The sequence below is a fragment of the Apibacter sp. B3546 genome (genome assembly GCF_009827885.1).
Lineage (GTDB): Bacteria > Bacteroidota > Bacteroidia > Flavobacteriales > Weeksellaceae > Apibacter.
Genome location: NZ_WINW01000037.1, coordinates 174,766 through 201,255, shown reverse-complemented (window position 1 = coordinate 201,255; position 26,490 = coordinate 174,766). Strand labels below are relative to the sequence as shown.

General features: G+C 28.6%; 23 protein-coding genes. 3 read left to right on the top strand and 20 right to left on the bottom strand.

The window, feature by feature from the left end; translation table 11 throughout:
- Positions 1–10 precede the first annotated feature (10 nt).
- The 5 genes from GFU93_RS09490 to GFU93_RS09470 all read right to left on the bottom strand — a co-directional run bounded on the left by GFU93_RS09490 (position 11) and on the right by GFU93_RS09470 (position 9,069).
- Entirely contained in the window at positions 11–1,267 is a 1,257-nt protein-coding gene (locus GFU93_RS09490; protein ID WP_160541760.1) for a putative DNA modification/repair radical SAM protein, read from the bottom strand.
- Positions 1,268–1,515: 248 nt separating this feature from the next.
- Positions 1,516–2,658: an efflux RND transporter periplasmic adaptor subunit gene (locus tag GFU93_RS09485; RefSeq protein WP_160568978.1), complete on the bottom strand. Its 1,143-nt coding sequence runs from the start codon at positions 2,656–2,658 to the stop codon at positions 1,516–1,518.
- Positions 2,659–2,668: 10 nt separating this feature from the next.
- Positions 2,669–6,976, bottom strand: a complete 4,308-nt coding sequence (locus GFU93_RS09480; RefSeq protein ID WP_160568976.1) for a CusA/CzcA family heavy metal efflux RND transporter — start codon at positions 6,974–6,976, stop codon at positions 2,669–2,671.
- Positions 6,977–7,181: 205 nt separating this feature from the next.
- Complete coding sequence (locus GFU93_RS09475; protein ID WP_160568974.1) at positions 7,182–7,586, bottom strand: hypothetical protein; 405 nt, start codon at positions 7,584–7,586, stop codon at positions 7,182–7,184.
- Between the two features lie 67 nt (positions 7,587–7,653).
- Positions 7,654–9,069, bottom strand: coding sequence for an exopolysaccharide biosynthesis polyprenyl glycosylphosphotransferase (locus GFU93_RS09470; protein WP_160568972.1), 1,416 nt, complete (start codon positions 9,067–9,069; stop codon positions 7,654–7,656).
- Positions 9,070–9,216: 147 nt separating this feature from the next.
- Between GFU93_RS09470 and GFU93_RS09465 the strand changes: the two genes are divergently transcribed.
- Positions 9,217–10,320 (top strand): glycosyltransferase, encoded by a 1,104-nt coding sequence (locus GFU93_RS09465; protein WP_185150477.1) that lies wholly within the window; start codon positions 9,217–9,219, stop codon positions 10,318–10,320.
- Here the strand turns inward: GFU93_RS09465 and GFU93_RS09460 are convergent.
- Positions 10,262–11,359, bottom strand: coding sequence for an O-antigen ligase (locus tag GFU93_RS09460; RefSeq protein ID WP_160568970.1), 1,098 nt, complete (start codon positions 11,357–11,359; stop codon positions 10,262–10,264). The two genes, GFU93_RS09465 and GFU93_RS09460, sit on opposite strands and share 59 nt — an antisense overlap.
- Positions 11,360–11,522: 163 nt before the next feature.
- Positions 11,523–11,945: a hypothetical protein gene (locus tag GFU93_RS09455; protein WP_160568968.1), complete on the bottom strand. Its 423-nt coding sequence runs from the start codon at positions 11,943–11,945 to the stop codon at positions 11,523–11,525.
- A 319-nt stretch (positions 11,946–12,264) separates the two neighbouring features.
- Here GFU93_RS09455 and GFU93_RS10155 point away from each other — a divergent pair, with 319 nt between their 5' ends.
- On the top strand, positions 12,265–12,399 hold the full coding sequence (locus tag GFU93_RS10155) for a hypothetical protein (protein ID WP_255410565.1): 135 nt from the start codon (positions 12,265–12,267) through the stop codon (positions 12,397–12,399).
- A gap of 177 nt (positions 12,400–12,576) precedes the next feature.
- On the opposite strand, the gene GFU93_RS09450 is transcribed toward GFU93_RS10155, so the two are convergent.
- The 9 genes from GFU93_RS09450 to GFU93_RS09410 all read right to left on the bottom strand — a co-directional run bounded on the left by GFU93_RS09450 (position 12,577) and on the right by GFU93_RS09410 (position 20,995).
- Positions 12,577–13,638, bottom strand: coding sequence for a glycosyltransferase family 4 protein (locus GFU93_RS09450; protein WP_160568966.1), 1,062 nt, complete (start codon positions 13,636–13,638; stop codon positions 12,577–12,579).
- Complete coding sequence (locus GFU93_RS09445) at positions 13,635–14,651, bottom strand: glycosyltransferase family 2 protein (RefSeq protein ID WP_160568964.1); 1,017 nt, start codon at positions 14,649–14,651, stop codon at positions 13,635–13,637. The genes GFU93_RS09450 and GFU93_RS09445 overlap by 4 nt, the downstream gene beginning before the upstream one ends.
- Positions 14,641–15,795, bottom strand: coding sequence for a glycosyltransferase (locus tag GFU93_RS09440; protein WP_160568962.1), 1,155 nt, complete (start codon positions 15,793–15,795; stop codon positions 14,641–14,643). Before GFU93_RS09440 ends, GFU93_RS09445 begins: the two co-directional genes overlap by 11 nt.
- A complete protein-coding gene (locus GFU93_RS09435; protein WP_160568959.1) occupies positions 15,777–17,294 on the bottom strand; it encodes a lipid II flippase MurJ in 1,518 nt (505 codons plus the stop codon). The genes GFU93_RS09440 and GFU93_RS09435 overlap by 19 nt, the downstream gene beginning before the upstream one ends.
- A gap of 261 nt (positions 17,295–17,555) precedes the next feature.
- Positions 17,556–17,771 (bottom strand): hypothetical protein, encoded by a 216-nt coding sequence (locus GFU93_RS09430; RefSeq protein ID WP_105296726.1) that lies wholly within the window; start codon positions 17,769–17,771, stop codon positions 17,556–17,558.
- 64 nt (positions 17,772–17,835) lie between these two features.
- Positions 17,836–18,690 carry a dTDP-4-dehydrorhamnose reductase gene (gene rfbD / locus GFU93_RS09425; protein ID WP_105296727.1) on the bottom strand — a complete coding sequence of 285 codons (855 nt, stop codon included), beginning with the start codon at positions 18,688–18,690 and terminating at the stop codon, positions 17,836–17,838.
- Positions 18,691–18,696: 6 nt separating this feature from the next.
- Positions 18,697–19,251, bottom strand: coding sequence for a dTDP-4-dehydrorhamnose 3,5-epimerase (gene rfbC / locus GFU93_RS09420; protein ID WP_160568957.1), 555 nt, complete (start codon positions 19,249–19,251; stop codon positions 18,697–18,699).
- 8 nt (positions 19,252–19,259) lie between these two features.
- Positions 19,260–19,748 carry a thioesterase family protein gene (locus GFU93_RS09415; RefSeq protein WP_160568955.1) on the bottom strand — a complete coding sequence of 163 codons (489 nt, stop codon included), beginning with the start codon at positions 19,746–19,748 and terminating at the stop codon, positions 19,260–19,262.
- A 155-nt stretch (positions 19,749–19,903) separates the two neighbouring features.
- The gene (locus tag GFU93_RS09410; RefSeq protein ID WP_160568953.1) at positions 19,904–20,995 is read right to left on the bottom strand and encodes a DegT/DnrJ/EryC1/StrS aminotransferase family protein; all 1,092 of its coding nucleotides are present in this window, start codon (positions 20,993–20,995) and stop codon (positions 19,904–19,906) included.
- A 206-nt stretch (positions 20,996–21,201) separates the two neighbouring features.
- On the opposite strand from GFU93_RS09410, the gene der reads away from it, so the two are divergent.
- Complete coding sequence (gene der, locus GFU93_RS09405; RefSeq protein ID WP_105296731.1) at positions 21,202–22,509, top strand: ribosome biogenesis GTPase Der; 1,308 nt, start codon at positions 21,202–21,204, stop codon at positions 22,507–22,509.
- A 66-nt stretch (positions 22,510–22,575) separates the two neighbouring features.
- Here der and GFU93_RS09400 read toward each other — a convergent pair whose 3' ends face one another.
- From GFU93_RS09400 to nrfD, 4 genes are read right to left on the bottom strand one after another with little or no spacing between them, the layout of a single operon-like run.
- Positions 22,576–23,916 (bottom strand): quinol:cytochrome C oxidoreductase, encoded by a 1,341-nt coding sequence (locus tag GFU93_RS09400; protein ID WP_105296732.1) that lies wholly within the window; start codon positions 23,914–23,916, stop codon positions 22,576–22,578.
- Between the two features lie 7 nt (positions 23,917–23,923).
- Entirely contained in the window at positions 23,924–24,565 is a 642-nt protein-coding gene (locus GFU93_RS09395; RefSeq protein WP_105296733.1) for a cytochrome c, read from the bottom strand.
- Positions 24,549–25,091, bottom strand: coding sequence for a DUF3341 domain-containing protein (locus tag GFU93_RS09390; protein WP_160541743.1), 543 nt, complete (start codon positions 25,089–25,091; stop codon positions 24,549–24,551). The genes GFU93_RS09395 and GFU93_RS09390 overlap by 17 nt, the downstream gene beginning before the upstream one ends.
- Positions 25,078–26,478, bottom strand: coding sequence for an NrfD/PsrC family molybdoenzyme membrane anchor subunit (gene nrfD / locus GFU93_RS09385; RefSeq protein WP_160569153.1), 1,401 nt, complete (start codon positions 26,476–26,478; stop codon positions 25,078–25,080). The genes GFU93_RS09390 and nrfD overlap by 14 nt, the downstream gene beginning before the upstream one ends.
- Positions 26,479–26,490: the final 12 nt, after the last annotated feature.

The window sequence follows — 26,490 nt, the reverse complement described above, 5'->3', positions numbered from 1 at the left end:
AATAGCTTTTTTAAGGGAAAATCAAAGATATTTGATTGGTGTTTTGGGAAGTATGTTTTTTGTTTACAAGTATTTTTTTTACGAATTCAGGCTTTATTTCATTAATTGTTGTTCCTGACGAATCTCTACATGTAATAAAATATTGGGCTCTTTTTATGATAACACCTATTTTTTTTAATTGATACCTATCTAATTTACCAAACTTACGGGAGGCTATAATCAATTTAGCCGATTTAATTCCGATGCCGGGCACTCGTACTATTTGCCTGTATTCTGCTGTATTTACATCAACAGGAAACATTTCGGGATGTCGAAGAGCCCAGGATAATTTTGGATCTACTTCCAAATCAAGGTTTGGGTTTGTATCATCAATTATTTCATCAGCCGTGAAATGATAAAATCTCATTAACCAATCCGCCTGATATAATCGATTTTCTCTTACTAGAGGCGCTTGTTGTAAAGCAGGAAGTCTGTTATCATGAGGATTGACCGGTATGAATCCCGAATAATACACTCTTCTCATACTTGATTGCATATATAAAAGTGAAGAAACTTTCAATATATCCTGATCGGTTTCATTGGTTGCTCCAATAATCATTTGTGTACTCTGCCCGGCAGGGGTGAATTTAGGAGTAGATTTATATTTTTTCTTTTCTTCTTTATATTCTAATACCCCATTTTGAATGTACTTCATAGGTGCAAAGACACTTTTATGGTCTTTTTCGGGAGCTAAAAATTTGAGATTTTTTTCTGTGGGTATTTCAATATTTACGCTGAGCCTGTCTGCATATAATCCGGCTTGTGTAACTAATTCTTTACTGGCGCCAGGGATGCTTTTCATATGGATATATCCATTATATTTATGAACCGTTCGGAGTTCTTTAATTACCCGCACCATTCTTTCCATTGTATGATCCGGACTTTTAACCACTCCTGAACTTAAGAATAAGCCTTCTATGTAATTCCTTTTATAAAATTCTAGGGTTAATTCCACCAATTCCTTAACGCTAAACGAGGCTCTTTTTATATCATTGCTTTTACGACTAATGCAGTAGGCACAATCGTACATGCAATAATTGGTCATCATAATTTTTAATAAGGAAACACATCGTCCATCTTCAGTAAATGTATGACAAATTCCTGAAGATGAGGTTGAGCCTATACCTCCGACTTTACTCTTTCTTCCAACTCCACTTGAGGAACAAGAAACATCATATTTAGCTGATTCTGCTAAAGTTGCGAGTTTATTGATAATTTGTTCATTCATATATAACAAAATTACAAATACTGCTATTTTTAAGGAAATATTAAATCATAAAAGAAACTTAAATATTTAATTAACAACTACTTAAGATAAATTTTTTATTTAGTTTTTTTAAATTTAGCCATTAAAAAAAACTATTTTCATAATTGGATGTTATTGATCATTTAATTATGCCAAGTTGTGTTTATTAACTTGCCATAATTAAATGATTGATTTTTATTTTTTATTCAATAAGTTTAGTATTTTTTTAATCAGTGATTATGTCCGGATTCCATTTCTCCTGATTGTAGATAATAAACCCCTGAAATTACAAGTTCTTGATGAGGATCTAAATTAGTCACTTCCACAAAATTATTATTTGAATTTCCAATTAGTACTTCTTTTTGTTCTATTTGATTATTTTTTCTAATAAATACATAATTTTTACCTTCTTCTTCATATACTGCCTCTTTAGGTACAGTTAGCACTTCTTTACTTTTATTAATTATATATGCATTTACAAATCGATTTTCATAAAAATTTGTATCAGGCAATTTTGTTTGAATATCTGCATGAACCTGTATGGTGTTGTTTTCGGTACTTGTTACTTTTCCTATGATATGAATTGTTCCTTGTAAGGTATCTGAAATTTCAGGCAATGTGAATGCAATTTTTTGTCCTACAAAGAGGGTTGAAGCATATTTTGCGGGAACATTTAATTCTACATGTAGTTTTTCCTGATTTATTATTAAGAATAATTCTTCTGTGGTAGTGATTTGTTTACCGGGAGAAATTTCCTTTGCTTGAATAAATCCGCTTAAAGGACTTATAATTTTTAATTCCGGATTAATTTTTCCTGTTTTAATTATAGTAGCAGGAGAAAATCCCAGTAATTGTAATTCTGATTTCAGACTTTCATATTCTGCAGTTGAAACTTGATATGCTGCTAAAGATTGCTCATACGATTTTCTGCTAATTGCATCACTTTCTAATAGGGCATTTTTTCGCTGATAATCCTTATATGCCAAGTTCATTGTATAATAACTCTCTAAAAATTGTTTTTGTAAAGAGATAAATGAAGGGTTATTTACCGTTGCCAATTCTTGCCCCTTACGAACGAAATCACCGGTTATGAAGTTTATTTTTCCAATAAATCCATCTACTTTACTATGTATAGATGCCTTATTTTGAGGCAAGGCATGTATGACACCGGTAACCATAATTTTGGATTCAATGGGACGTAATTCTGCAGTACCGAATTTTATATCATTGGTTTTAATCTGTTCTTCGCTCAAGGTAATTCCTGAATGTACACGGGATTCATTTTCGATAGAGTTTTCTTTATTTTTGGATGAACAGGAATAACTAAGCAATATTGAAATAAAAAATAGTATTATATGAGTTATTATTTTCATGATGGATAAATTAATTGGATTGTGTTAAATAGTTTAGCTCAATTAAGGTTTGATTGTAGTTGTTCAATAAATCTAAATAGGTGGTTTGAGCATCTATAGAAGATTTTAATATACTGCAATATTGCAAATAGTCTATTTCACCATATTGGTATTTAATCGTCGCTATTTTTATCATTTTTTGTAGTTCTTCTGAATGTGAAGTTCCAAATATGCTTAATTCCTTATCTAAATATTTTTGCTGCTTTTTTAATTGCCTGATTCTTAAATTTAAATTTCGTGTGATCTCCTTTTTTTTAAATTCAACATTGTTATTTTCAAGAAGAGTCTGTTCTTTAATTTTTTTATAAACATTGTTAAATAAGGGAATGCTTATATTAACCACACCCGCAAAATAACTGTTTTTGTGTTCAATGCTTTGCATTAATCCGCCAATTGAAAATTCAGGTAATTTTTTGGCTTTTTCCAGAATCAATATTTTGTTATTAACATGCAGCTCTTTATCTAATTCATCCAAGTATAGATTATTCAAACTATCCGTCAAAGGATTATTTTCTAATTTTTTAAATGATTCAAGAGGTACTATATTTTCATCAGCACTTATTCCACATAATGAATATATCTTATTTTCAACTTCCATATTTTCTTGCTCATTTATAGTTTTTTGCTGAATTACTTGTTCTAATTCTACCTTAAAAAATTGTTTTTCCATATAATCCGTCTCTCCTTTTACATATTTTAATTCAGCTTTCTTTAATCCTTCTCTATATATAGAATCTATTCGGGTAAATAAATTATTCTTTTCTAAGATATAAATCCATTTATTATATAATTGTTCTAATTGATAGGTTATTATATGTTTTTGTAAGTTAGATTTAGCCGTTAACCATTCTAACTGGCTTTCAATAAGGCTCTTTTTTTTAGTTTGTGAAAATAGATTTCCTAAATCTTGTGACACTTCCCATTGATAATCAGCATCTTTATTGTTGAATTGTCCAAAACCGATAGTCATTGAAGTAGAATTGACTGTATAGGCATATTTTTTTTCTATCTTTTCTTTCTGAATTTGCAATTGACTAGATTTAAGCTCTCTATTTTCCTTATAAGCTCTTTCTACAAGGTAGGAAAGAGAAACTTTTTTTTGAGCATTCACTGAGCCAATACTGCCTAAAAAAATTAGTATGATTAGCATTTTTTTTACATTTATATTCTTTTGAAAATTTTTATTTTCAAAAACATAATATAAAGCCGGAATAACGAGTAAGGTTAATAAAGTTGAGGTTACTAATCCTCCGATAACTACAGTAGCCAAGGGTCTTTGTACCTCTGCTCCGTTTGATGTTGACATGGCCATTGGAATAAAGCCTAACGTTGCAACCATTGCTGTTATAACCACCGGACGCAGACGATTTAGTCCTCCTTTTTTAATTATTTCTTTGAGTGAAGTATAGTTGCCCGAATTTTTCAGTCTATTTAATTCACTTACTAACACGATTCCATTTAAGACAGCTACTCCAAAAAGGGCAATAAAACCTATTCCTGCTGAAATGCTGAACGGCAATTCACGTATCCATAAAGCTATAATTCCTCCTATGGAAGCCAGGGGTACGGAGGTAAAAATTAATGTTGCATCTTTAAAGCTTTTAAAGGTTGTATACAATAATATAAGTATGATTAGTAAAGCAATGGGAATTGCAATGCTCAGTCTCGAAGTTGCTTCTTGTAAATTTTTAAATGCTCCACCATATTCAATGGAATATCCCGGTGGTAATTTGATGTTATCTTCTACTCTTGATTGAATTTTTTGTACCAGGGAATTTATATCGGAATTACGCACATTTACTCCTATATTAATTTTTCTTTGTGCTTGTTCCCTTGAAATCATCATTGGTCCGGATTCATAATTCACGGTTGCCACTTCGGAAACGGGAATTAAATTTTGGGTAGCCGTACGTATTGGTAATTGATCTAAATTTAAATCTTTTCTATATTTTTCATCCAGTCGCATTACTAAATCAAAACGGCGTTCTCCTTCCATTATAACCCCTGATTTTACTCCTGCTACCCAAGATCGGATTACTTCATTTAAGGTAGTTATATCTAATCCATATTGTGCTAACTTATTTCTATCATAACTTATTTTCATTTGTTTTAGCCCTTCGGTTTGTTCTACTTTTACATCGGCTGCTCCTTCTATTTTATTTATAGTCTGAGCCGTTTGATCTGCCAACTTTTTTAATTCTCTTGCATCTTCTCCATAAATTTTAATTACTATGTCTGATTTTGCTCCTGTCATAAGCTCATTAAATCTTAATTGTATTGGTTGAGAAAATTCAAAAGAAGCCCCTAATATTGTCGACAACTTTTCTTTTATTTTTTCCACTAATTCATCTTGTGTTTTGGCTGAAACCCATTGTTTTTTTTCTTTTAAAACAATCATGATATCTGAATCTTCTATACCCATTGGATCCGTTGGTATTTCGGCCGTTCCTATTTTTGAAATTACATGTACTACCTCCGGAAAATTGTCTTTAATTATCTTTTCAACTTTTGAAGTAGTGCGTATACTCTCTTCTAATGAACTTCCGGGCTGTATGCTCATTTGCATAGCTATATTTCCTTCTTGTAAGGTGGGAACAAATTCGGCTCCCATATTAGCGAAAACCAAGAGAAAAAAAAGCCAGATTACAAAAATGCTACCTATGAGAATATAGGGTATTTGCAATACTTTATCTAAAACAGGCAAATAAATTGATTTTAATTTATTCATGATTTTATCTGCGAAGGTTACTTTGTTTTCAATATTTTTTTTAAGGACAAATGTTGACAATACGGGTACATAGGTTAATGATAATATAAAAGCTCCAACTATGGCAAAACTAACAGTGAAGGCCATGGGCCTAAACATTTTACCCTCTATTCCCTGTAAAGTCATAATGGGAATAAACACTAAAATAATAATAAGGATTCCGAAAGCTGCTGATTTATATATTTCTCCTGCTGTTTTAGATACTACGTTATCTAATTCTTTTTGAGTAAGCTTTTTTCCTAAATAGTTTGCATGTAAAACTGAAATGACCGATTCTATAATTATAATTGCCCCGTCTACAACTATTCCAAAATCTATAGCTCCTAAGGAAAGTAAATTTGCTGAAACTCCGAATAAATTCATCAGTATCAGCGCAAATAATAATGAAAGTGGAATAATGGATGCTACTATTAGCCCAGCTCTTATATCGCCTATTAAGATAATTACAACTAACATTACTATTATTCCACCTTCTAGTAAATTTTTTTTAACGGTTGAAATAGTCTTTTCTATAAGATTTGCTCTATCTAAATAAATATAAAGATCTAAACCTTCGGGTAATGTTTTTTTAATTTGATTGATTCTTTCTTTTACCTTGTTAACTGTTTTATAAGAGTTTTCTCCTTTTAACATCAACGTGATTCCTCCAACCACTTCTCCCTTTCCATCCATTGTCATAGCTCCAAATCTTTGGGCTGAAGCATATTTTACAATCGCTATATCTGAAATTTTAATGGGTACTTGATCTTTTACTGTTATAACCGTATTTTCAATATCTTGAAAATTTTTTAGTCTCCCTTCTGTTCGTATGTAGAACAAATTATGCTTTTGTTGAATGTAACCGGATCCGGAATTTTGATTATTTTTCTCTAGTGCATTATTAACTTCTTCTAAAGTGATATTGTAACTTTGTAATAAGATGGGATCTATAGCTACTTCATATTCTTTAACTTTTCCTCCAAAACTTGAAATTTCTATTATTCCTTCGATTCCGTTGAGTTGCTTTTTAATTATCCACTCTTGAATTGTCCTTAATTCCTCAAGATTATAAGTAGATTCATATCCGGGATTAACTTTAATTATATATTGACAAATTTCTCCTAATCCTGTAGTAATAGGCATTAATTGCGGTTCTCCTATTCCATCGGGAATTTCGCTTTTAGCGATATCTATTTGTTCTTTAACTAGCTGTCTGGCTTGTATTATGGGAATGTTTTCTTTAAATACAACGGTAATTATGGATAAACCAAATCTTGAAATAGATCGTACTTCTATAGCTCCGGGAATATTTCTTAATTCTGATTCAAGAGGTATGGTTAATAATTGTTCCACTTCTTGTGGAGCTAAGGTAGGTGAGGTAGTTACTACCTGCACTTGATTATTGGTTATGTCAGGGGTAGCATCTATGGGTATATGTTTAAGAGAATATAGACCCCAAACCATTAATACTACTACTCCCAATGCAACCAATAATTTATATTTTATTGATAAATCAATTATGGTTTGAAACATGATTAAATTGTTTGAATTATGAATTGAAATGGATCATTATTCTCATTATTTAAACAAAAGTTTAAATAATGAGTTGTAATTCATCTATACTATTTTTTATGTTAAAATTAACTGTTACTTAATTTTTTGAATAGAAACTTTAGTTACGGAGAATAAGAATTAATAATATATTTATTATCTCCGAATACTTAAATCAGTTGGAATTTTAGGGATTTATTAATGGGGGAGCTCTCAAACCTCTTCCTAAAAATTTATCAGAAGTGGTTTTTGTATATGCATAGTAGAAATTTGAATCTTTATTCGAAGAATTTAATAATAGAAAATTATGCCCCAAAAAAGATTCCGGTATAATATAAATGAGTTGTTGAGAAAATTCATAATTAGAGATAGATAATTTAAAATCGTCTAAATTTTTTTCTCCTAAATTTATATGTTTGATTATATCTTCGAGTTTCTCGAATAAGTTTATAGAATGAGTATTTTTAGCCTCAGATAAAAAACATTCGTGAAAAACAATTTCAAATTTAACCTTGTGCTGATGAGGAACAAAGGAATGTGCTACAATTAGTAACGTAGCAAAAAATATGAATATTTTACTTATTATTTTCAAACATTACAAAAATATATATTTTATTAAAATAAATTATATGTTTTATGTATTATTTTACTATAAAAAATTAAATTGCTTTCTTATCTCCTCCAATAGTCTTAAATACGGTTCTCAAGATTATAATCATATCTAAATAAAAAGTCCATTTTCTAACATAATAAATGTCTGCAATTATTCTTTTTTGCATATCTTCTCTGGAATTTATTTCCCCTCTAAAACCTTTTACTTGAGCTAATCCGGTAATTCCAGGTTTAACATGGTGTCTACGACTATATCTTAATAAAAGATCATTATAATAAATATCTTGAACAACCATATGAGGTCTAGGTCCAACAACAGACATATTTCCTTTCAATACATTAAAAAACTGAGGCATTTCATCTAAACTTGATTTTCGTAATATTCTACCTAATTGAGTAACTCTGGAATCATCTTTCACAGTAGCTTTAATGTCATTATCTTTACTGTTTTTCATCGTTCGGAATTTATAGCAATAAAATATATTCCCTCCTAATCCCACTCTTTTTTGAGCATAGATTACAGGTTTGCCCGATTCTAGCAAAATTGCTATTGCAATAAGAGGGTATAGCCAACTTAAAATAAAAATTATTACAAACAATGAAAATAGAATATCAAATAGCCTTTTGATAAATTGATTCCAAAAATCATCTAAAGGAAATTTTTTAAATAACAATATTGGATACGTATCATAATATTCTAAATCCAGACTATAAAATGAATTGTATAAAGTGCTTGGAATAAATCTAATTTCTATATGAAGTTTTTGTGCTAATACGACTAATTGATCATGAACAGAATGCGAAAGTTTACCGTTTAATGAAAAAAATATTATTAATATTTCTTCTTCAAGTATAAAACTTTTTAACTTTTCTAAATCAAATTTGTATTTATTTTTTTCTATATCATCTTCAATGTTTGCTAAAAAACTTCCACAATTTACATATCCATAATCTTTTCTTTTAGACAAAAATTTTATAAATGATGGGGTATTATTATTCTCATCAATAAAAATAACTCTTATATAATTTCCTCCTAAAGTTCTATAAATTTTTAAAAATAGAAAAAGAACAGCTCTAATAAAAAAAGTAATCAGAAATAGAGATATTAAAAAATATATAGTCACTTTATTTGAAAATAGATCATCCTTTTTTAATCCTGACACAAAAAAGGTTATGACACCAAATAAAATAATCTGAAAAATGTTGTTTTTTAAAATTATTCCAATACCGGTATTCCTTTTAATCTCATATAAATGGGTTTTCAGTGAAATAAAATACCAGCTCATCAAAAGTAATATTAACGCCTTATAATGTGCATCTAATAATTCTCTTAATGAAACAACATATATACCTAAATGATAATATTGAATTTTTAAAAAATGAAAGAATAAAATAATTATGAAAACTATATCGAACAATAGTTGTAAAAAATAACTATTTTTTAAATATCGAGTATACCTCATACATCCTATAATTTATAAAAAAAAAATAAATTTATTAATCGATAAAAATAGTTATTTTTTCTTAAACCAATATTTTTTATTTTAGTATTTTAGTTTGTTTTAATATGAACATAATATTTACATAAAAATTATTAATTTCACAAAATTATGGATAAAATAAAAGTTTTACATGTTGTTGAGGCCCTTGGTGGGGGTATTTATACGTATATCAAAGACTTAACGATTTTTTTTGGAAAACAATCTAATTTATTTGATACTACTATTGCATATTGTGGAAAACGTCGTGAAGTTGCTAATATAGATATTAAAAAGGAATTATCTAACGGGGTTTCATTAATTGAATTAGATATTAATAAAGAAATTTCTTTAAAAGATTTTAAAAGCATATATGAATTATTAAATATATGTAAATCATTAAAACCTGACATTATACACCTTCATTCATCTAAAGCGGGAGTAATTGGAAGATTTGTATCCTTATTTTACAAAAAAGCAGTTGTATTTTATACTCCTCATGCTTATTCTTTTTTACGTAAAGATATTTCTTATTTAAAAAAAGAATTTTTTTATTATATAGAAAAATATACTTCCAAATTTTTTGGGGGAACGACAATTTCATGTGGAGATAGTGAATTTGAATATGGAAAAAAATTCGGCAAAACATTATTGGTAAGAAATGGGATTAATATTGAAGCTATATCAGATAAATTTAAACGTAAAATAATTAAAAATAATCGGTTAGTTATAGGTATCATTGGAAGAATATCACATATTAAAAATCCTTGGTTATTTAATAATATTGCCAAAAATAACCCTGATATAGATTTTTTATGGATTGGAGACGGAGAATTACGAAATGCTATTACTTCCCAAAATATAACTATAACGGGTTGGTTAAATCGTGAAAATATTTTTGATTATTTAAACCAATTAGATATATATATTCAAACATCCTTATGGGAGGGACTACCTATTGCCCCTTTAGAAGCTATGGCATTTCAAAAGCCGATTCTAGCAACAAATATAATTGGAAATAAAGATATCGTAAAACACGGAGAAACCGGATTTTTATTTACGAATGAAAATGATATTCAAGAATTTATTAATATCTTAAAAGATCATTTAACCCGTGAAAAAATGGGCAAATTAGGATTAGAAAGATGTATGGAATATTTTGATCTTAATAAAAATTTTACTCTTTTAAAAAATATTTATCTTGATTCCGTACATATAAATACCCAAAAAAACTAACTAAAATACAGCTAAATACGATTCCATCAAAACGAATTAAAAAATCATCTGTTATATTGGCTACTATAAATGATAGAGAATAATAAATTATTAAAGAGTTATGTAATTTAAACCCAATATAAAGTGGTAATGCCATAAAAATAATTAACAACACCAGGCCTACAATTCCAAACCTTATTAAATAATCTAAGTATTGATTGTGAACCGGAAATTTATATTTAAATAAAAACATCTGGTCTGTTTCATAGTAGTAATCAAATAATTTTCTTTTCCCGTCTGAGGCTCCTACTCCAAACCAAATATTCCTTTTAGACAAGTCTAAAGCTGATTTCCAAATACTTATTCTTGTTACTAACGAATTGTAAATTTCACCTTCAGGATTTTCAACCTCATCAAGTTTTCCAATTTTATCCATGTTTCCAAATGAAACCGTTGTATATTTCTTTATTGTATATGGGAAAAGTGTTATAAAAATGACTATAAAGATAAAAACTATGGCTGTAATTAAAACGCTTTGTTTAATAGTAAATGAAGATTTAAATTTATATAAGGTTATAAATATTGAACCCAGTATTGAACTACAAACAGCTATCCGCGTATTGATTAAGAAAACAAAAACCAACAACATTATGTAGGTTATAAAATTAATAATTTTTTCGAAACGCCTTTTTGAGGTGATTTTATAAAAATTATATAAGGAACAAATACAACAAAACGATACAATTAAATTAAGTGCCGGTGCATGATTATTGTCTATACTTCTAGAAAAACTATATCCCATATCCCATACATCAATTCCATTAAAATAATTAATTATATTATCTTGATATAAAACCACATACCTAATTAAAAAACAGATTAATATTAAGCACAAAATTTTCGCCCAATAATTAATTATTTTAAATACATCAATTTTAAAAGGTGATAAAAGAATAAAAAAAGGAAAAAATAAATAGATAATTTTTTTTTCTAAAGATTTAAAACCATAATAAGCATAATCATTATTCCAAAACATTAAAACTTCAATTAGAAAAGGCATCGATAATAAAATTATCAACCCGTTAAATTTTATTTTGACTTTAAATTTAATAAAAATAAAAAATTGGAAAACGATATAGGCAATAATTAAAATCGTACAAATCGATCTGAATAGTATAGTACTTAATATTAATATTAAAAAAATAAAATTTATCTGTTGAAAATTATTTTTTTTTAGCATCATAAAATAAAATAAAATAAATCAATGGAAATATACCTGCTTTATGTCTTATGGAGGATCCTAAGTCTGGCTCAAATAAGCCTTGAACAATAAAAAATGAAAATGTTATATAATATGCCCAATTAATATTATTATTTTTTTTAGCCCTCAAGATTTGGTCAAATTTTAAAGATAAACAAAAAAATAATCCTAGTTGCCAAATTGCAAATATAATTATCTGGGGTGATGTAGAGAAAATTGATGTGATAGGAATATTTACTACTATAAAACCATATAATATTGACACGACTTCCCCATACCATGTATTGGTCGGTAACGGAGGAATTATAGCTGATCTTGATTCTTCTTTTATTTTAGGATCATCTAATCTCTCTTCATTTAATTCCGTGCGGGTTTTATCAGACATATATCCTTTATTACCAATATTATGCACAAAACTTATAAGAATGATAACTAACAATCCGAAGATAATAATTAAAAATGTATTAAACTTAAATTTTAAAAAACTTAAAACACTAAAAGATATACATAAAATTAAAATTGCATAAAAATAAGTCCTAAATATCATTGCAAATAATATTAATGATGAACATATTATTATTCTATTTTTTAAAATATCTTTTTTATTCCTAATTATAAAAACAAGAAATGCACAAAATATAAATGAAATAAATTCCTTCGTTTGCATTGATATATATATGCCAATTACAAAAAAAGAAAAATACATGATAATATTGGTCATTTTTGCTTTATCAAAATTTGAAGGAATTCCTATTTTAGTTAAAATATATATTAGAATCGGATATTGTATTAAAGCAACTAAAGGAAAAGGCATCCATCTCATCCCTGTAATGGAATAAAAAAAAATTGAAAACTGAAAACCTCCTATTATTCCACTTAAATTCCATGGATTATGAATAATCGTTAATGCATCGGAAAAATATTTTTTAGGTAATATAAAGCTACTGCTAATGGCTATAATTAAACCTAAAAAAGCAAAACTAAAAAATATGAATTTACTTTTTGTAATCTTCAGATTATTCATTAGTATTTAAAAATTTAAATATTTGTAATGAAATTGTATCCCATTTAAGAGATAGTTTCTTTTTATGCATTTTCTTAATTAAATAATCTCTTTGAGATTGATTTTCAATTAAATGTACTAAACCTTTCTTTAATGAATCTTTATTGGGCTCAACCCAAATACATTCATCTTGATCTAATTGTTCATTAAAACCTCCAACATTTGTACAAACCATAGGTAATTCTGAACTAATCCCGAGAGTTATAACTCCCGATTGTGTCGCTTCCAAATAAGGTAAAACTAAAATATCTGCCCAATTTAAAAGTCCACCTATTTCGACATCAGATAGGTATTTATCCTGAATTTTTAATTTATCCGTATCTTTAATTTTTAAATCATAAATGCTTTTTCCGGCAATTATACATTTATCTATTTTATCCCTTATATCTTCAATGACCTCAGCTAAAAGCTCTACACCTTTATAAGGACTAATTCTTCCTATAAAAAGTATATTTTTCCCCCTATTTATTTTAGAAGGAGAATCAACTAATGATATTGTTTCAATCAATCCATGAGGAACTATAATACTCGTTTTAATTAATTTTAACGTTTTTTCCACATTAACTTTAACATAGTTTGTTAAAAAAATTAATTTAGAGCTCAATCTAATATTTAAATTAGAATATTGTTGAAGCAAAAAACCGTTTTCACCTTTATGCAATATACCATCATGTACTGTCAATATTACGTCGCGACCTAATAATCTAAAGAGCAATATAAATGGTAAATTCCATAAATGAAAATATGGTAAATATAGAATTCTGTAATTTTTCACTATTTTAGGTAAAAGAACTAAACTATAAAATGGGAGTATAAAAAGTGTATTTAAAATAAAGGAAAAAGCTGATTTATAGGTTATTAATGATTTTTGATTAGGTATTGAAATACCTTCTATAGCATATTTAGATTTATAGTAATCGTAACTATTTTCAGGAAAATGTAAAACTATATTATCAGAATATAGTGGTAAACTTCCTGTCCTACCTAAAGATAAGATCATAATCTTACTACTCATTTCACATCATATTTTAATCCTAAAATTATTTTAAATATCATCTTCACCCTATCCCATTGCCCTCGTCTTATTCTATTAATTATGACGGGTACAAAACTTAAATAAACTGATGGTAAATGATACCATTTTAAGTTTTTCTTTGCAAAAACCAATTTATTAATTAACAAATAATAATCTGAAAATAAAGTTTTAGATTTACCTTCATTATTTCCGTTATCTATAGTTGTTCCGTGTTTATGATAAATATATAAATCAGTAAATATTATTGATTTCCAATCTTTTTTCTTTGCTCTACTAGTATAATCCCACTCTTCAAAATACAAAAAATAATCTTCTTCGAGAAATCCTACTTCCATAAAACATTCTTTTTTTATAAACATTGAAGCTCCTATGGGTATTAAATTGTATATTGCTTTTTTAGGAATATCCGAATAATTCATGCATTCATATAAAGGAAAGGTATGAGCAAGCCAATCACTATATTTATTAGCTACACATTGTAATATTTCCGGCTGATTATAATAACACAAAGAATTTCCTATTATACCGATATATTTTGGTATTTTTTCAAATTTTTTCGAAATATTATTCAAAAAATCTACGGCTACTACTGTATCATTATTTAAGAGCCAAATATAGTCATATTTATCCTGTTTTTTTAAATATTTTAAAACAATATTATTTGCAGCTGAAAATCCTTTGTTTTCCTTTGCTCTAATAAATACAATTTTTTGTTCAATATCTTTTAACTCATAAAATTCTTCTTCATTTAAATACAACAAATCTTGACTCGACTTTTCTGAAATTGGAAAAACCAATTCTGGGAATTTGGTTTCTATATCCATGGAAATGTTTTGACCCCATTTCTTAAATATTTCATAATCATCATTTTTTGATGAATTATCTACAATAAACAATTGAAAGTTTTGATTGGTAGATTTTAATAATGATTCCAAACATTCTATAGTGTCTGAACATCCATTATAATTTACTATAATAATTTTATACTCCAATTTTATTATTTTTAATACTATCAACTAATGATTTTAAACATATTTGCCATGAATTATCAGAATGATCCTTATCAGGATATTTTAAAAAATAATCATTATCATTAATTATTTGTTCTAAAATAGATTTTAATTCTTCATCATTATTTTGTCCCACTAATTTTCCAAAATTTTGATTTTTTTCTATGGTATCTTTTGCCCCACCTACATTCGTTGAAATAATATAATTATTAAATCTATATGCTTCCGTATATACTAAAGCAAAACTTTCCGTAATCGAAGTTAAAACAAATACTTTTGCTTTATTATAATACTCCCATAAATCCTTTTTCTCATAAATTGATCCTGTAAAAATAATTTTATCTTTTAATTTTGGATTTTTAATATAAAATTCATTTATACTATTTTTAAACTTATCTTCAATTGGGCCTATTAAAAAAAATTTCCAATCCTTTAATTCAGATAATTTTTCAATAGCTTTTAAAAACATTAATGTATTTTTTTCAACCGCACCTATTCGTCCAACCGTGATAACTATATTTTCTTTTTTTGTAAAAGGAATTAATTTAATTGACGATTTTTCAAGCTCCTTTTCATCGAATCCATTTCTAACTAAAAATATTTTTTCTTGTATATTTAAGTGATCTATCCACAATTTATATACTTTACTCGTTTCTAATGAAATATAATCACTTTGATTGAGCAATTTATTATATAATATATTTTTAAAATATGACGCTTTTTTTCTCACTTCTACAATATCTTTTCCACCATCCACTTTTAAATAAAACTTCCCATTAGGATTGATCATTTTATATAAAACGCATAATATGGCACTTGTAAACCTGAAATGAAAAGTCATTAATAAATCAATCTTTTTACCATTCTTAATAACATAAAGCAATGAAGATAAAAAAAATGACGTATTTTGTAATTTATTTAGCTTAAATATATTTATTAAGGAACGTAATTTAACTCCCTTGTAGCTATTATTTTTAAATAAATTATTTGTTTTAGTTTTTTTATATACTATGGTTACTTCATAGGATAATTCTTTTCCAAGATAATAAGGGACTAGAAAAACATCTTTTCCTAAATGTTCTTTTTCAAAATGAGCAAAAATTAAGGTTAAATTTTTAAATTCCATTTATTTAAGTGTTGATTAAAATAAAATAAAACATTTATTCCTAACAAAGGAGTGAAAGCTAAAATAATAATTGACATTATCCCGGTTTTAAATAAGAGTGAAAAATAAATATTATTAAAATGGATAAAATGGTTTATGATTTCTCCAATTACTAGTAATAATATTAATAATAAGATAGATTTAAATAGATATAAAAATATTTTCTTCTTATTATGAATAGATATTATATAAAGCATTATAAAAGCTATTAATAAATGAAAAAGACCTATAGATACGGGAAACGTAAATTGATAATATAGTTTATAAAAATAACAATTAAATATAATAATTCCTATTTGAGTTAAAACTCCCAATACCGCTTGTTGTTTATTTTTTAATTGAGAAATCATTACCGGTGATATATAAACATATAAACAAATGGCTATAAAAGATATGGAATATAATTTAGTTAAATGCGAAATTTGTTCTATGTTACTTATGCTAACTACTCCTTTTTTAAAAAATATATAATTAATCTCATAAGCATTTAAATATAGTAAGGGAACAAAAAAACTCACTATTAAAATTATAAATTTCAAGTAATTATAAAAGGAAGTATAATATTCTTCCCATTCTTTTCTATAAAAATTTTTAGTAAGTTGAGGAATTATGACTGTTAATATAATACTAGTAAAAACAACCTGAAATAATAAAGTGAATTTTTGTGCATAATCAATCATTGAAACAATACCTACTCCCATTTTATTGGATAAACTTTTTTCAATTAATGAATTTATTTGACCAACTATATAAGGAAAATAAAAAGGGATACCAAATACTATAAATACCTTCGCTTGAGATATAAAAGTTTTATTCCATTTAAAAATAGGTAATAATTTATTTTTTCTTAAAAAATAAATTATTACTAAAGATAAAATTAGTAAATTAAAGTATTGACCCACATATAAAGAGAAAATACCTATATATGATGTACCAAAATATATTATCCCTAAGTTAAAAAATGATGTAAAAAATGATGTTATTTCTGGTATATAAAATATATTATTTGCATTTAAGATACCTATACCGATTGAAGTAAATTGCGTAAACAAAATACTATAAAGTAAAATATTAACAAATAAACAATATCTATTTAGTAATAAACCATCCACAGTGAATAAACTATGAATAATATTTTTACCGTAAAAGAAAAAAATAACTACTAGTAAAATAACCATAATAGTATAGACAAGCAATAAAGAACCCGTTTTAATTAATGCTGATTGAACCGATTCTTCCTCTTTAACTTGAACATATTTTATCCTAAAAACATCTGATATAGGATTAAAAAATGTATTGTTTAAATTGACTATAAATGCAGTAGCTATAATCCATATATCCCTATCTAAAGATAATCCAAAATACTTTGCAGAAACACTAACAATTAATAAATTTATAACAAGAGTAAGTGCCTTTATAATAAAGATGTTTAAACTAATTTTGCGTGATGAAATCGCCATTTCCTATTGAATAATTTACAATCAAATAAAAGAACTTTTATATCTCTACCCATAAAATAGAAATAATTTATTGCCCATATAATATTTATTAAAATATAGTCTATAAATATGATTGATTAAAATATTTCATTATATTATATATAAATAGCAAACTATATGTAAATATATTTTTAATAAATTAATACTTTGAAGATTTAACCAATTAAAAACTCTTAATTAGTAAAAAGTATAATTAAGAGTTTTATAGAAGTATTTATCTTCTTATTTGCTTTTTTGTGCAGTTTTAATACCAGAATCATTCCACCATTTTCCGTCAGGGGTTCTAACGAAAACGTCTCCAGTTTTACCATCAAAAACATAGGTTCTTAATCCTTCAGCAGACTCAATAACTTGGAAAGAATACCTGTTTGGTGGCGCCACTTCTTGACCGTTAACCGGTTTATCACAACTAGTAAGTAGTAGAGTTAGCCCTAACATGAAGATTGAAATAAATTTTATCATATTTTTTTTATACAAATATAGATAATTTAAATTATTATATTCATCTATTGAGCAATTCTTTTAAACTATCTTTCCATTCAGGGATTGAAATTCCAAATGTATTTTTAATTTTAGTTTTATCTAACAAGCTATACTGCGGTCGTTTTGCGGGAGTAGGATAGTCTGAAGTAGGAATAGGATTGATTTTAATTTTAGATTTACTTATTTTTTTTATTTCTTCACTAAATTGATACCAAGAACATTCGCCTTCATTTGAAAAATTGTATATTCCATAAGCTCCTATATCATTTTGTATAATAGTTAAGATAGCATCTGCTAAATCTAATGCATTTGTAGGAGATCCTATTTGATCGTTAATAACATTTATTTCTTCTTTTTCTTTAAATAATTTTAACATCGTTTTCACAAAATTATTCCCAAAAGGAGAATATAGCCAAGCCGTTCTTATTATATATGTTTTTGGATTATAGTATTGAGCTAGTATCTCTCCATTTAATTTGGTTTTACCGTAAATACCTAAAGGTGCTACTGGATCATCTTCTTTACGTGGTGTTGATTCATCTCCTGAAAACACATAATCTGTTGAAATATGTATGAAAGTAGCTTTTTGAGAAGCACTTGCTTTTGCTAAGAACTTAACAGCATCAGCATTAAGTTTTTCGGCCATTTCAATATCTGTTTCTGCTTTATCAACAGCAGTATAGGCAGCACAATTAATTACGTAATCAAACTTGTTTGAAAAAAAATACGTTTTTACAAATATTTCATCTAATATATCTAACTCTTGAACATCTGTAAATGTAAAACTATAATTTGCAAGAGGTTTCTCTTTTAATCTTTGCTTTAAAGATCTTCCTAATTGCCCATCTCCCCCTGTAACTAATATTTTTTTCATAATCTATTATAATTCAACGGGTTTGAATTCTTTAAAAGAAATCGCATTTAAGTCTTTTTCAGAAATAATTCTATCCCCAGCATCAATCCCCCAATCAATATTTAAATCTTTATCTAAAGGATTAACACCCAGTTCACTTTCCTTATGATAAAATCCTTCACATTTATAAGCAAAAATAACTGATTCTGATATTACTGAAAATCCATGTAAAAAACCTTTCGGTATAAACAGTTGTTTCTTATTGGTTGCCGATAATTCAACTGATATATATTGCCCGAAAGTCGGAGAATTTTTTCGTACATCAACGGCAACATCAATTACCTTACCTTGCAATACGTATACTAATTTAGCTTGAGAATAGGGGGGTAACTGCTGATGTAAACCTCGTATAACCCCATATGAAGACTTAGAGACATTATCTTGAACAAAATTGGGTTTATATCCTACTTTTTTTTCAAATGTATCAAGATTAAATGTCTCCATAAAAAATCCGCGTGAATCTTCAAAAAATTGCGGTTTTAAAATATAGCATCCTTTAAGTGTGGTTTCAGTTACTATCATCTATTTTTTTAACTATTTTTTTTATTTTGTTTTCTTAAACTTTCCACTCGTTCCTCAAACAAATTTTCCGGTATACTTACACATATTTCTTGAAACAAATCCAAAAAATTTTGCGGTTGAACTTCAGATTTTCGGGTAGATAAATTAAAATATATTAAAGTAACCCATAAAACAGCATGTGTCAAACTTTTGTCTTTATTTAACATTAACACTTCAACTGTGTTAGTCCTGTCTGTATATTTTACTATTTTACTAGTAATTATAATATCTTTATTATATCTAACTTCTTTGATATAAGCAATCTGATTTTGTAAAGCAACCCATAAACATCCGGTTTTTTTAGATTGTTCAAAATTATCTAACTGATAATTATCTAAACAGTGATCCTCCCTAGCATTTAGCATATAATCAAAATAACGAAGATTAGAAAGATGACCTATAGGGTCACAATCTGCAAATCGTACTCTGTATTTAGACTCAGGTTCTTTTACTTTCATAATGTGAATTTTATGATTTACTATTTGATCATATTATTAAATTAAAATTAAATACAATTTAATTTGAAAGTTACTAAATATCTATAACTAACAAAAATTTTTAAAGAATCCCGTTTTAATTTATAAATGATTACTTTTTTAAAAATATAAAATTATTATTCACTATACCTATTTACAAGTTTTGTTATTATTTCTAAATCACTATTTTCTAAACCAACATATAAAGGCAAACATAAAATTTTTTCTGATATGGACTCTGATACTGGCATTTTATTACCTTTAACATAATTTATTGTATTTAATGAAGGGTAAAAATAACGTCTGGGTACAATATTTTCTTCTGCTAATTTTTGTAATACCTTTAATAGTATCTTTTCAGAATTAAATATAACGGGATAATAGCTGTAATTCCACTTAGTATTTTCTCTTATTTGAATTGATTTTAATCTACTAAAATCTAAAGATTCATTGTAAAAATCTACTACTTTTTTCCTTTCAGCAATTATATAATCAATATAATGTAATACGGACAAGCCCATTGCTGCTTGTAGTTCAGATATTTTAGCATTAATTCCTACACCACATATATCATTGGTTTCAGTGTATCCAAAATTATGATTATAATTTAACCTTTTCATCAATTCTGAATCTTTGCAAAATATAGCTCCTCCTTCTCCCGTATGAAATAGCTTGGTAGCATGAAAACTACAGGTACTTATATCACCATATTCGAATACGGATTTGCTGTCATGCTCTACTCCAAAACAATGCGCTGCATCATAAATAACCTTTATTTGATATTTCTTTGCAATTTTTTCAATTATTTTTACATTGCAAGGATTACCAAACACATGGGTTGCTAATATTGCCGTAGTTTTATCTGTAATTGCTTCTTCAATCTTATATTCATCTATAGTCAGATGATCCGGATCAATATCCACAAACACCGGTTTACAGCTTTCCCATATAATGGCGGAAGTAGTGGCCACAAAGCTAAAAGGTGTAGTAATAACTTCTCCTCCCTCAGCAATATTTTTCAATGCTATTTGAATAGGGACGGTACCGTTATTAGTAACTAATATATTAGTAATATTTAAATACTTCTTGAGTTTCTCTTCAAGTTTTAAAACTAATTCACCTCTATTGGTCAGCCATTGATTTTTCCAAACTTTATCTAAATATGTATTATATTCAGATAAAGGAGGTAAAAATACCTTAGTTACATTAATTCTTTTTTCCAAAATCAAAAAACGCCTTTAATTATTAAAATTTAAAAATCAAAAATATAACAAAATTTATAATTCTCACAATGAATATACATAATTTTATATTTAGAGCATAATTTATTGAATACAAACATTTAAAACAATTATTATAATAGCGTCAATAACGTTTATATACTCCATATATAAATCTGCTATTTATTTTTATTTACCTTTGCAAAAAATATGATATGTCAAATATTATAGCGCTTGTAGGAAGGCCTAATGTAGGAAAATCTACTCTTTTTAATCGATTACTACAAAAGAGGGAAGCAATTGTTGATAGTGTGGCCGGGGTTACTCGTGATCGGCATTATGGAAAAAGTGACTGGAACGGAGTCGATTTTACTGTTATTGATACCGGAGGTTACGTAGTTGGATCAGAAGATATTTTCGAAGAAGAAATAAGAAAACAAGTTGAACTTGCTGTAGATGAAGCTTCTGCGATTATATTTTTAGTTGATGTAACAGAAGGCATCACCGATATGGATAAAGAGGTTTCCAATCTTTTAAGAAAAACAGACAAACCTGTCTTTTTAGTTGTTAACAAAGTTGACAATGCTATGTTGGAAACGGAAGCCATGGAGTTTTATTCATTGGGAATGGAGAAATATTATACTATATCAGGAATGACGGGTAGCGGTACAGGAGACCTGCTGGATGATATAGTTGCCACATTTAAAGAAGATGATTATGTAGACCCTTTTGAAGGCTTGCCGAGAATAACCATTGCAGGAAGGCCTAATGTGGGAAAATCAACGTTTACCAATGCTTTATTGGAAAACGAGCGTAATATCGTAACAGATATAGCCGGTACTACCAGAGACAGTATCGAAACCTTATATGAAAAATTCGGATATAAATTTGTATTGATTGATACCGCCGGTATGCGGAAAAAAACTAAAGTAAATGAAAACCTTGAGTTTTATTCCGTAATGCGTTCCATACGTTCAATTGAGGATTCAGATGTTGTAATCTTAATGATAGATGCAACCTTAGGTTGGGAAAAACAAGATATGAACATCTTATTTTTAGCCCAAAAATACCGAAAAGGAGTTGTTATCGTCGTTAACAAATGGGATTTAGTTGAAAAAGAAACCAATACCTTAAAACAATTTGAAAATTTTATAAAAGAAAAGATTGCTCCATTTACGGATGTACCCGTCATTTTTACCTCGGCTATTACTAAACAGCGTGTGTATAAAACGGTAGAAACTGCCATGAAAGTTTATGAAAATCGTTCACGCAGGATCAAAACCAGTAAATTAAATGAAGTTATGCTTCCTATAATTGAATCTACCCCCCCGCCAAGTATAAAAGGTAAATATATAAAAATTAAATACTGTACTCAGCTTCCCACCAGAACTCCACAATTTGCATTTTTTGCAAATCTGCCGCAATATATCAAAGAACCCTATAAACGATTTATTGAAAATAAATTACGTCAAAATTTTGAATTGACAGGTGTACCGATTGAAATATATTTCAGACAAAAATAAATTCCATAATAAATAAAAAGCATCTCATAATAGAGATGCTTTTTTTATAATAAATACTTTTAATGATTAGAAAGGATATTCAAATAATTCACTTTCATGATAGTATGGATTACCTTTAGCTTCTAAATTAAGCTTACTTATAGAATACATTACAGTAAATATAAATAGTCCCAACATAAAAATAAAAGCCCCAATTTCTAATAGTCCTATACCCCAGAAAGCACCAACTGTTCCCGGCATAATAATATTAAACATATCCAAATAATGACCGAATAGTACCACACAAGCCATAATAGGGACAATGACATAATTTCTCTTCACTTTACTGCTTACTAATATCAAAAACGGTAAAACTAAATTCGGAATCAACATGGTAAAATAAGTAGGTCCATATAACTTGTATCTTCCAAAGAAATATACCGTTTCCTCAGGAATATTAGCATACCAATACAACATAAATTGCGCAAACCACAGATAAGACCATAAAAGACTAAATCCAAACAAAAATTTAGCAAGATCATGCATATGATTATCGTTAAATGCTGGTAAAAAACCTTTCTTTTTCAGATATATGGAAATAATCAACATCACTCCAACGGAAGAAACCAAACAGCTGATTAATACATACCACATATATAAAGTAGAATACCAATGAGGATCAATGGACATTAACCAATCCCATGCCCAGCAAGCGGAAGCCAAAGCAAAGAAAACAATAGCACCTACACTCCAATTGTATACTTTTTTATAATCGGAAACTTCTTTAGTTTCATCCAACTTTCTCGTTAGAGATTTTATTTTCCATAAAAAGAAAATACATCCGGCTACATAAATCAGCGTTCTAATAACAAAAAACGGTCTATTTAAAAACGGTTCCTTAGATTTTATAAGTAAATCGAAATGCGAAGAATTAGGATCGGTTAAAGACGGATCCATCCAATGATATAAATGATTCAGTCCTCCGTGTTCACCACCATATGATGAAAGAAGAATAAATATGACCATTAATAAACCGCCAACAGGTAAAAATGAAGCTATACCTTCCATTACTCTGATAACAACAATAGACCAACCGGCATTACCTGCATGTTGTACAGCAGCAAAAAACAAGGCGGTAGCTGAAATACCGAAAAATAACATCAAAGAAACAAAAAATGCCGACCACGGTCTGTTATGAATCTGATGTTCAGCATGTTCAATATGTTCTTTGGAGTGCGCAACATCTCCTTTATAAACTGAATTCATGGGTTGAGCTCCCGCTAATTCTTCATTATGATGTAAAATTTCCTTAACAGCATGTTCATCTATACGTGAATTCTGATAATACCCTATACCAAAGGCTATCAATCCTACTACGATTAATACTATGGACGTTAATTTAAGACTTGATGAAAATGTATATCTCATAGCTGTATTATTGTTCTGTTGTTTGTGTCTGTTCTGCAGAGTTTGATGTTGCAGAAGGTTTAAATTCGTTTATTACATATTCTGCAACTCTCCACATATCTCCGGGTAAAAGTTGCCCCGCATAAGATCCCATGGCATTTCTTCCATGTTCCATAACATAATGTACAGATCCGACTGTTATATCCCTATCCTTATAATTAGGTACTCCCGAAAATGCTCCGGATTGAACAATATCACCTTGTCCGTCTCCGGCTGTACCATGACAAGCCGAACATGTTTTTATATATAAATCTTTTCCTCTGGCTAAGTCCTTATCTTTGTTTAAAGGGTTTAGCGGTGAAACCGTTATTTTTTTAGAAGCATCATATCCTTCAGGGGTATTTGGCAAATCCATAGGTAGAATTCCTTCGGGATTTTGAGCTATGGTTCCGGGTACAGGCGCTAATGCGGTTGCTCCTCCTTGTTTTGAAAATAAAGGAACCGTCGTGCCTTGTTCCCCATAAGCAATTACTGCCTCTTGATAAGGATCATAGGCTACCGGATAGTACATATCTGGAAAATAAACCAAACTGGGTTTTTTCTTACTACAAGAAATTATAAACAAACTTCCTGTTATAGCAAAAAGAATATATTTAGTTATTTTTTTCATCTTCAATTTTTTTTACAGTTATTTCCTCAACACCTGTAGCAATCAAAATTTCCTTTACTTGGTCGTAATTTTGATTAGAAATTTCAACTAAAAATTTATCATCGGTAGTCCTTGGATCAGGATTTTGAGCTTTTTGTCCCGGATAATGCTTGTTTAAAATAAGGTATGTTATGGACATAAGGTGAGCGGCAAAAAATACAGTCAACTCAAACATAATTGGAATAAAAGCCGGCATATTTTCTGTCCAAGTAAAACTCGGTTTTCCTCCTATATTTTGCTGCCAATCATAATTCATCGTATACCAAGTAAGCACAGAAGCAACAGCTAACCCCATAGCTCCATAGAAAAAAGCAAATTCAGACATTCTCGATTCTTTTAATCCCATTGCCTTATCTAATCCATGTACCGGAAAAGGTGTATAAACTTCATTAATTTCAATTCCTCTATCACGAAGTTGCTTAACCCCATCTATAAGGAGATCATCATCTCCGTATAAACCGTAAATAATTGTCTTAGTGGTGCTCATTTTCTAAATGATGTTTTTTATACCCTTCACTTGATGTTTTTATAATTGTCTTCAATTCTGCCTGCGCTATAACAGGGAAAGTCCTTGCATATAATAGATATAATACTGAAAAGAAACCTATTGTTCCAATGAATATTCCTACGTCTACAAAAGAAGGTTGGAACATTGTCCATGCACTCGGTAAATAATCACGTGACAGATTGATAACAATAATGTCAAATCTTTCAAACCACATACCGATATTTATAACAATGGAAACAATGAAGGTCCATAGAAAATTTCTTCTTAATTTTTTTATCCAAAGAGAAGCAGGAATTAATACATTACAAAGGATTAATAACCAAAATGCCCACCAATATGGTCCAGTGGCAGCTCCAACTGAGAAATAAGTAAAATCTTCATATCTGCTACCTGAATACCATCCGATAAAGAATTCTGTAATATAAGCTACTGTTACCATTCCTCCCGTCACAACAATTACAATATTCATATATTCGATATGCTTTTGAGTGATATAATCCTCTAAATGACATACTTTTCTCACCACGCTAAGCAAGGTTTGAACCATAGCAAAACCGGAAAATATAGCACCCGCAACAAAATACGGCGGATATACTGTTGAATGCCATCCTTTAATAACTGAAGTTGCAAAGTCAAAGGAAACAATGGTATGAACAGAAAAAACTAAAGGAGTTGCAAGACCTGCCAAAACTAATGAAACTTCCTCAAATCTTTGCCAATGATTGGCTTTTCCTCCCCATCCAAAACTTAATATAGTATAAATCTTTTTAGTTACCGGTTTAACCGCTCGATCTCTAACCATGGCAAAATCAGGAATTAGTCCGATATACCAAAAAACCACAGAAACCGAAAAATAGGTACTGATGGCAAATACGTCCCATAATAAGGGGGAGTTGAAATTGGGCCATAAAGTTCCGAACTGGTTAGTTATAGGAAATACAAAATAAGCTAACCATATACGCCCCATATGAATACATGGGAACATGGCAGCCTGAACCACCGCAAAAATAGTCATGGCTTCCGCAGAACGGTTAATGGAAAGTCTCCATTTTTGACGGAAAAGCAATAATACAGCAGAAATCAAAGTTCCTGCATGACCTATCCCTACCCACCAAACGAAATTTGTAATATCCCATCCCCAATTTATCGTTCTGTTTAGTCCCCATACCCCTATTCCGGTACCTATCGTATAAGCGATACACCCTACACCATAGATAAAGGCTACTAAAGCAATATAAAAAGCAAACCACCAAAGTTTCCCGGCTTTGGTTTCAATAGGACGGGCAATATCTTCCGTAATGTCATGATAGGTTTTATCCCCTAAAATTAACGGCTCGCGAATAGGTGCTTCGTAATGTCCTGACATAGTAACTTTCTT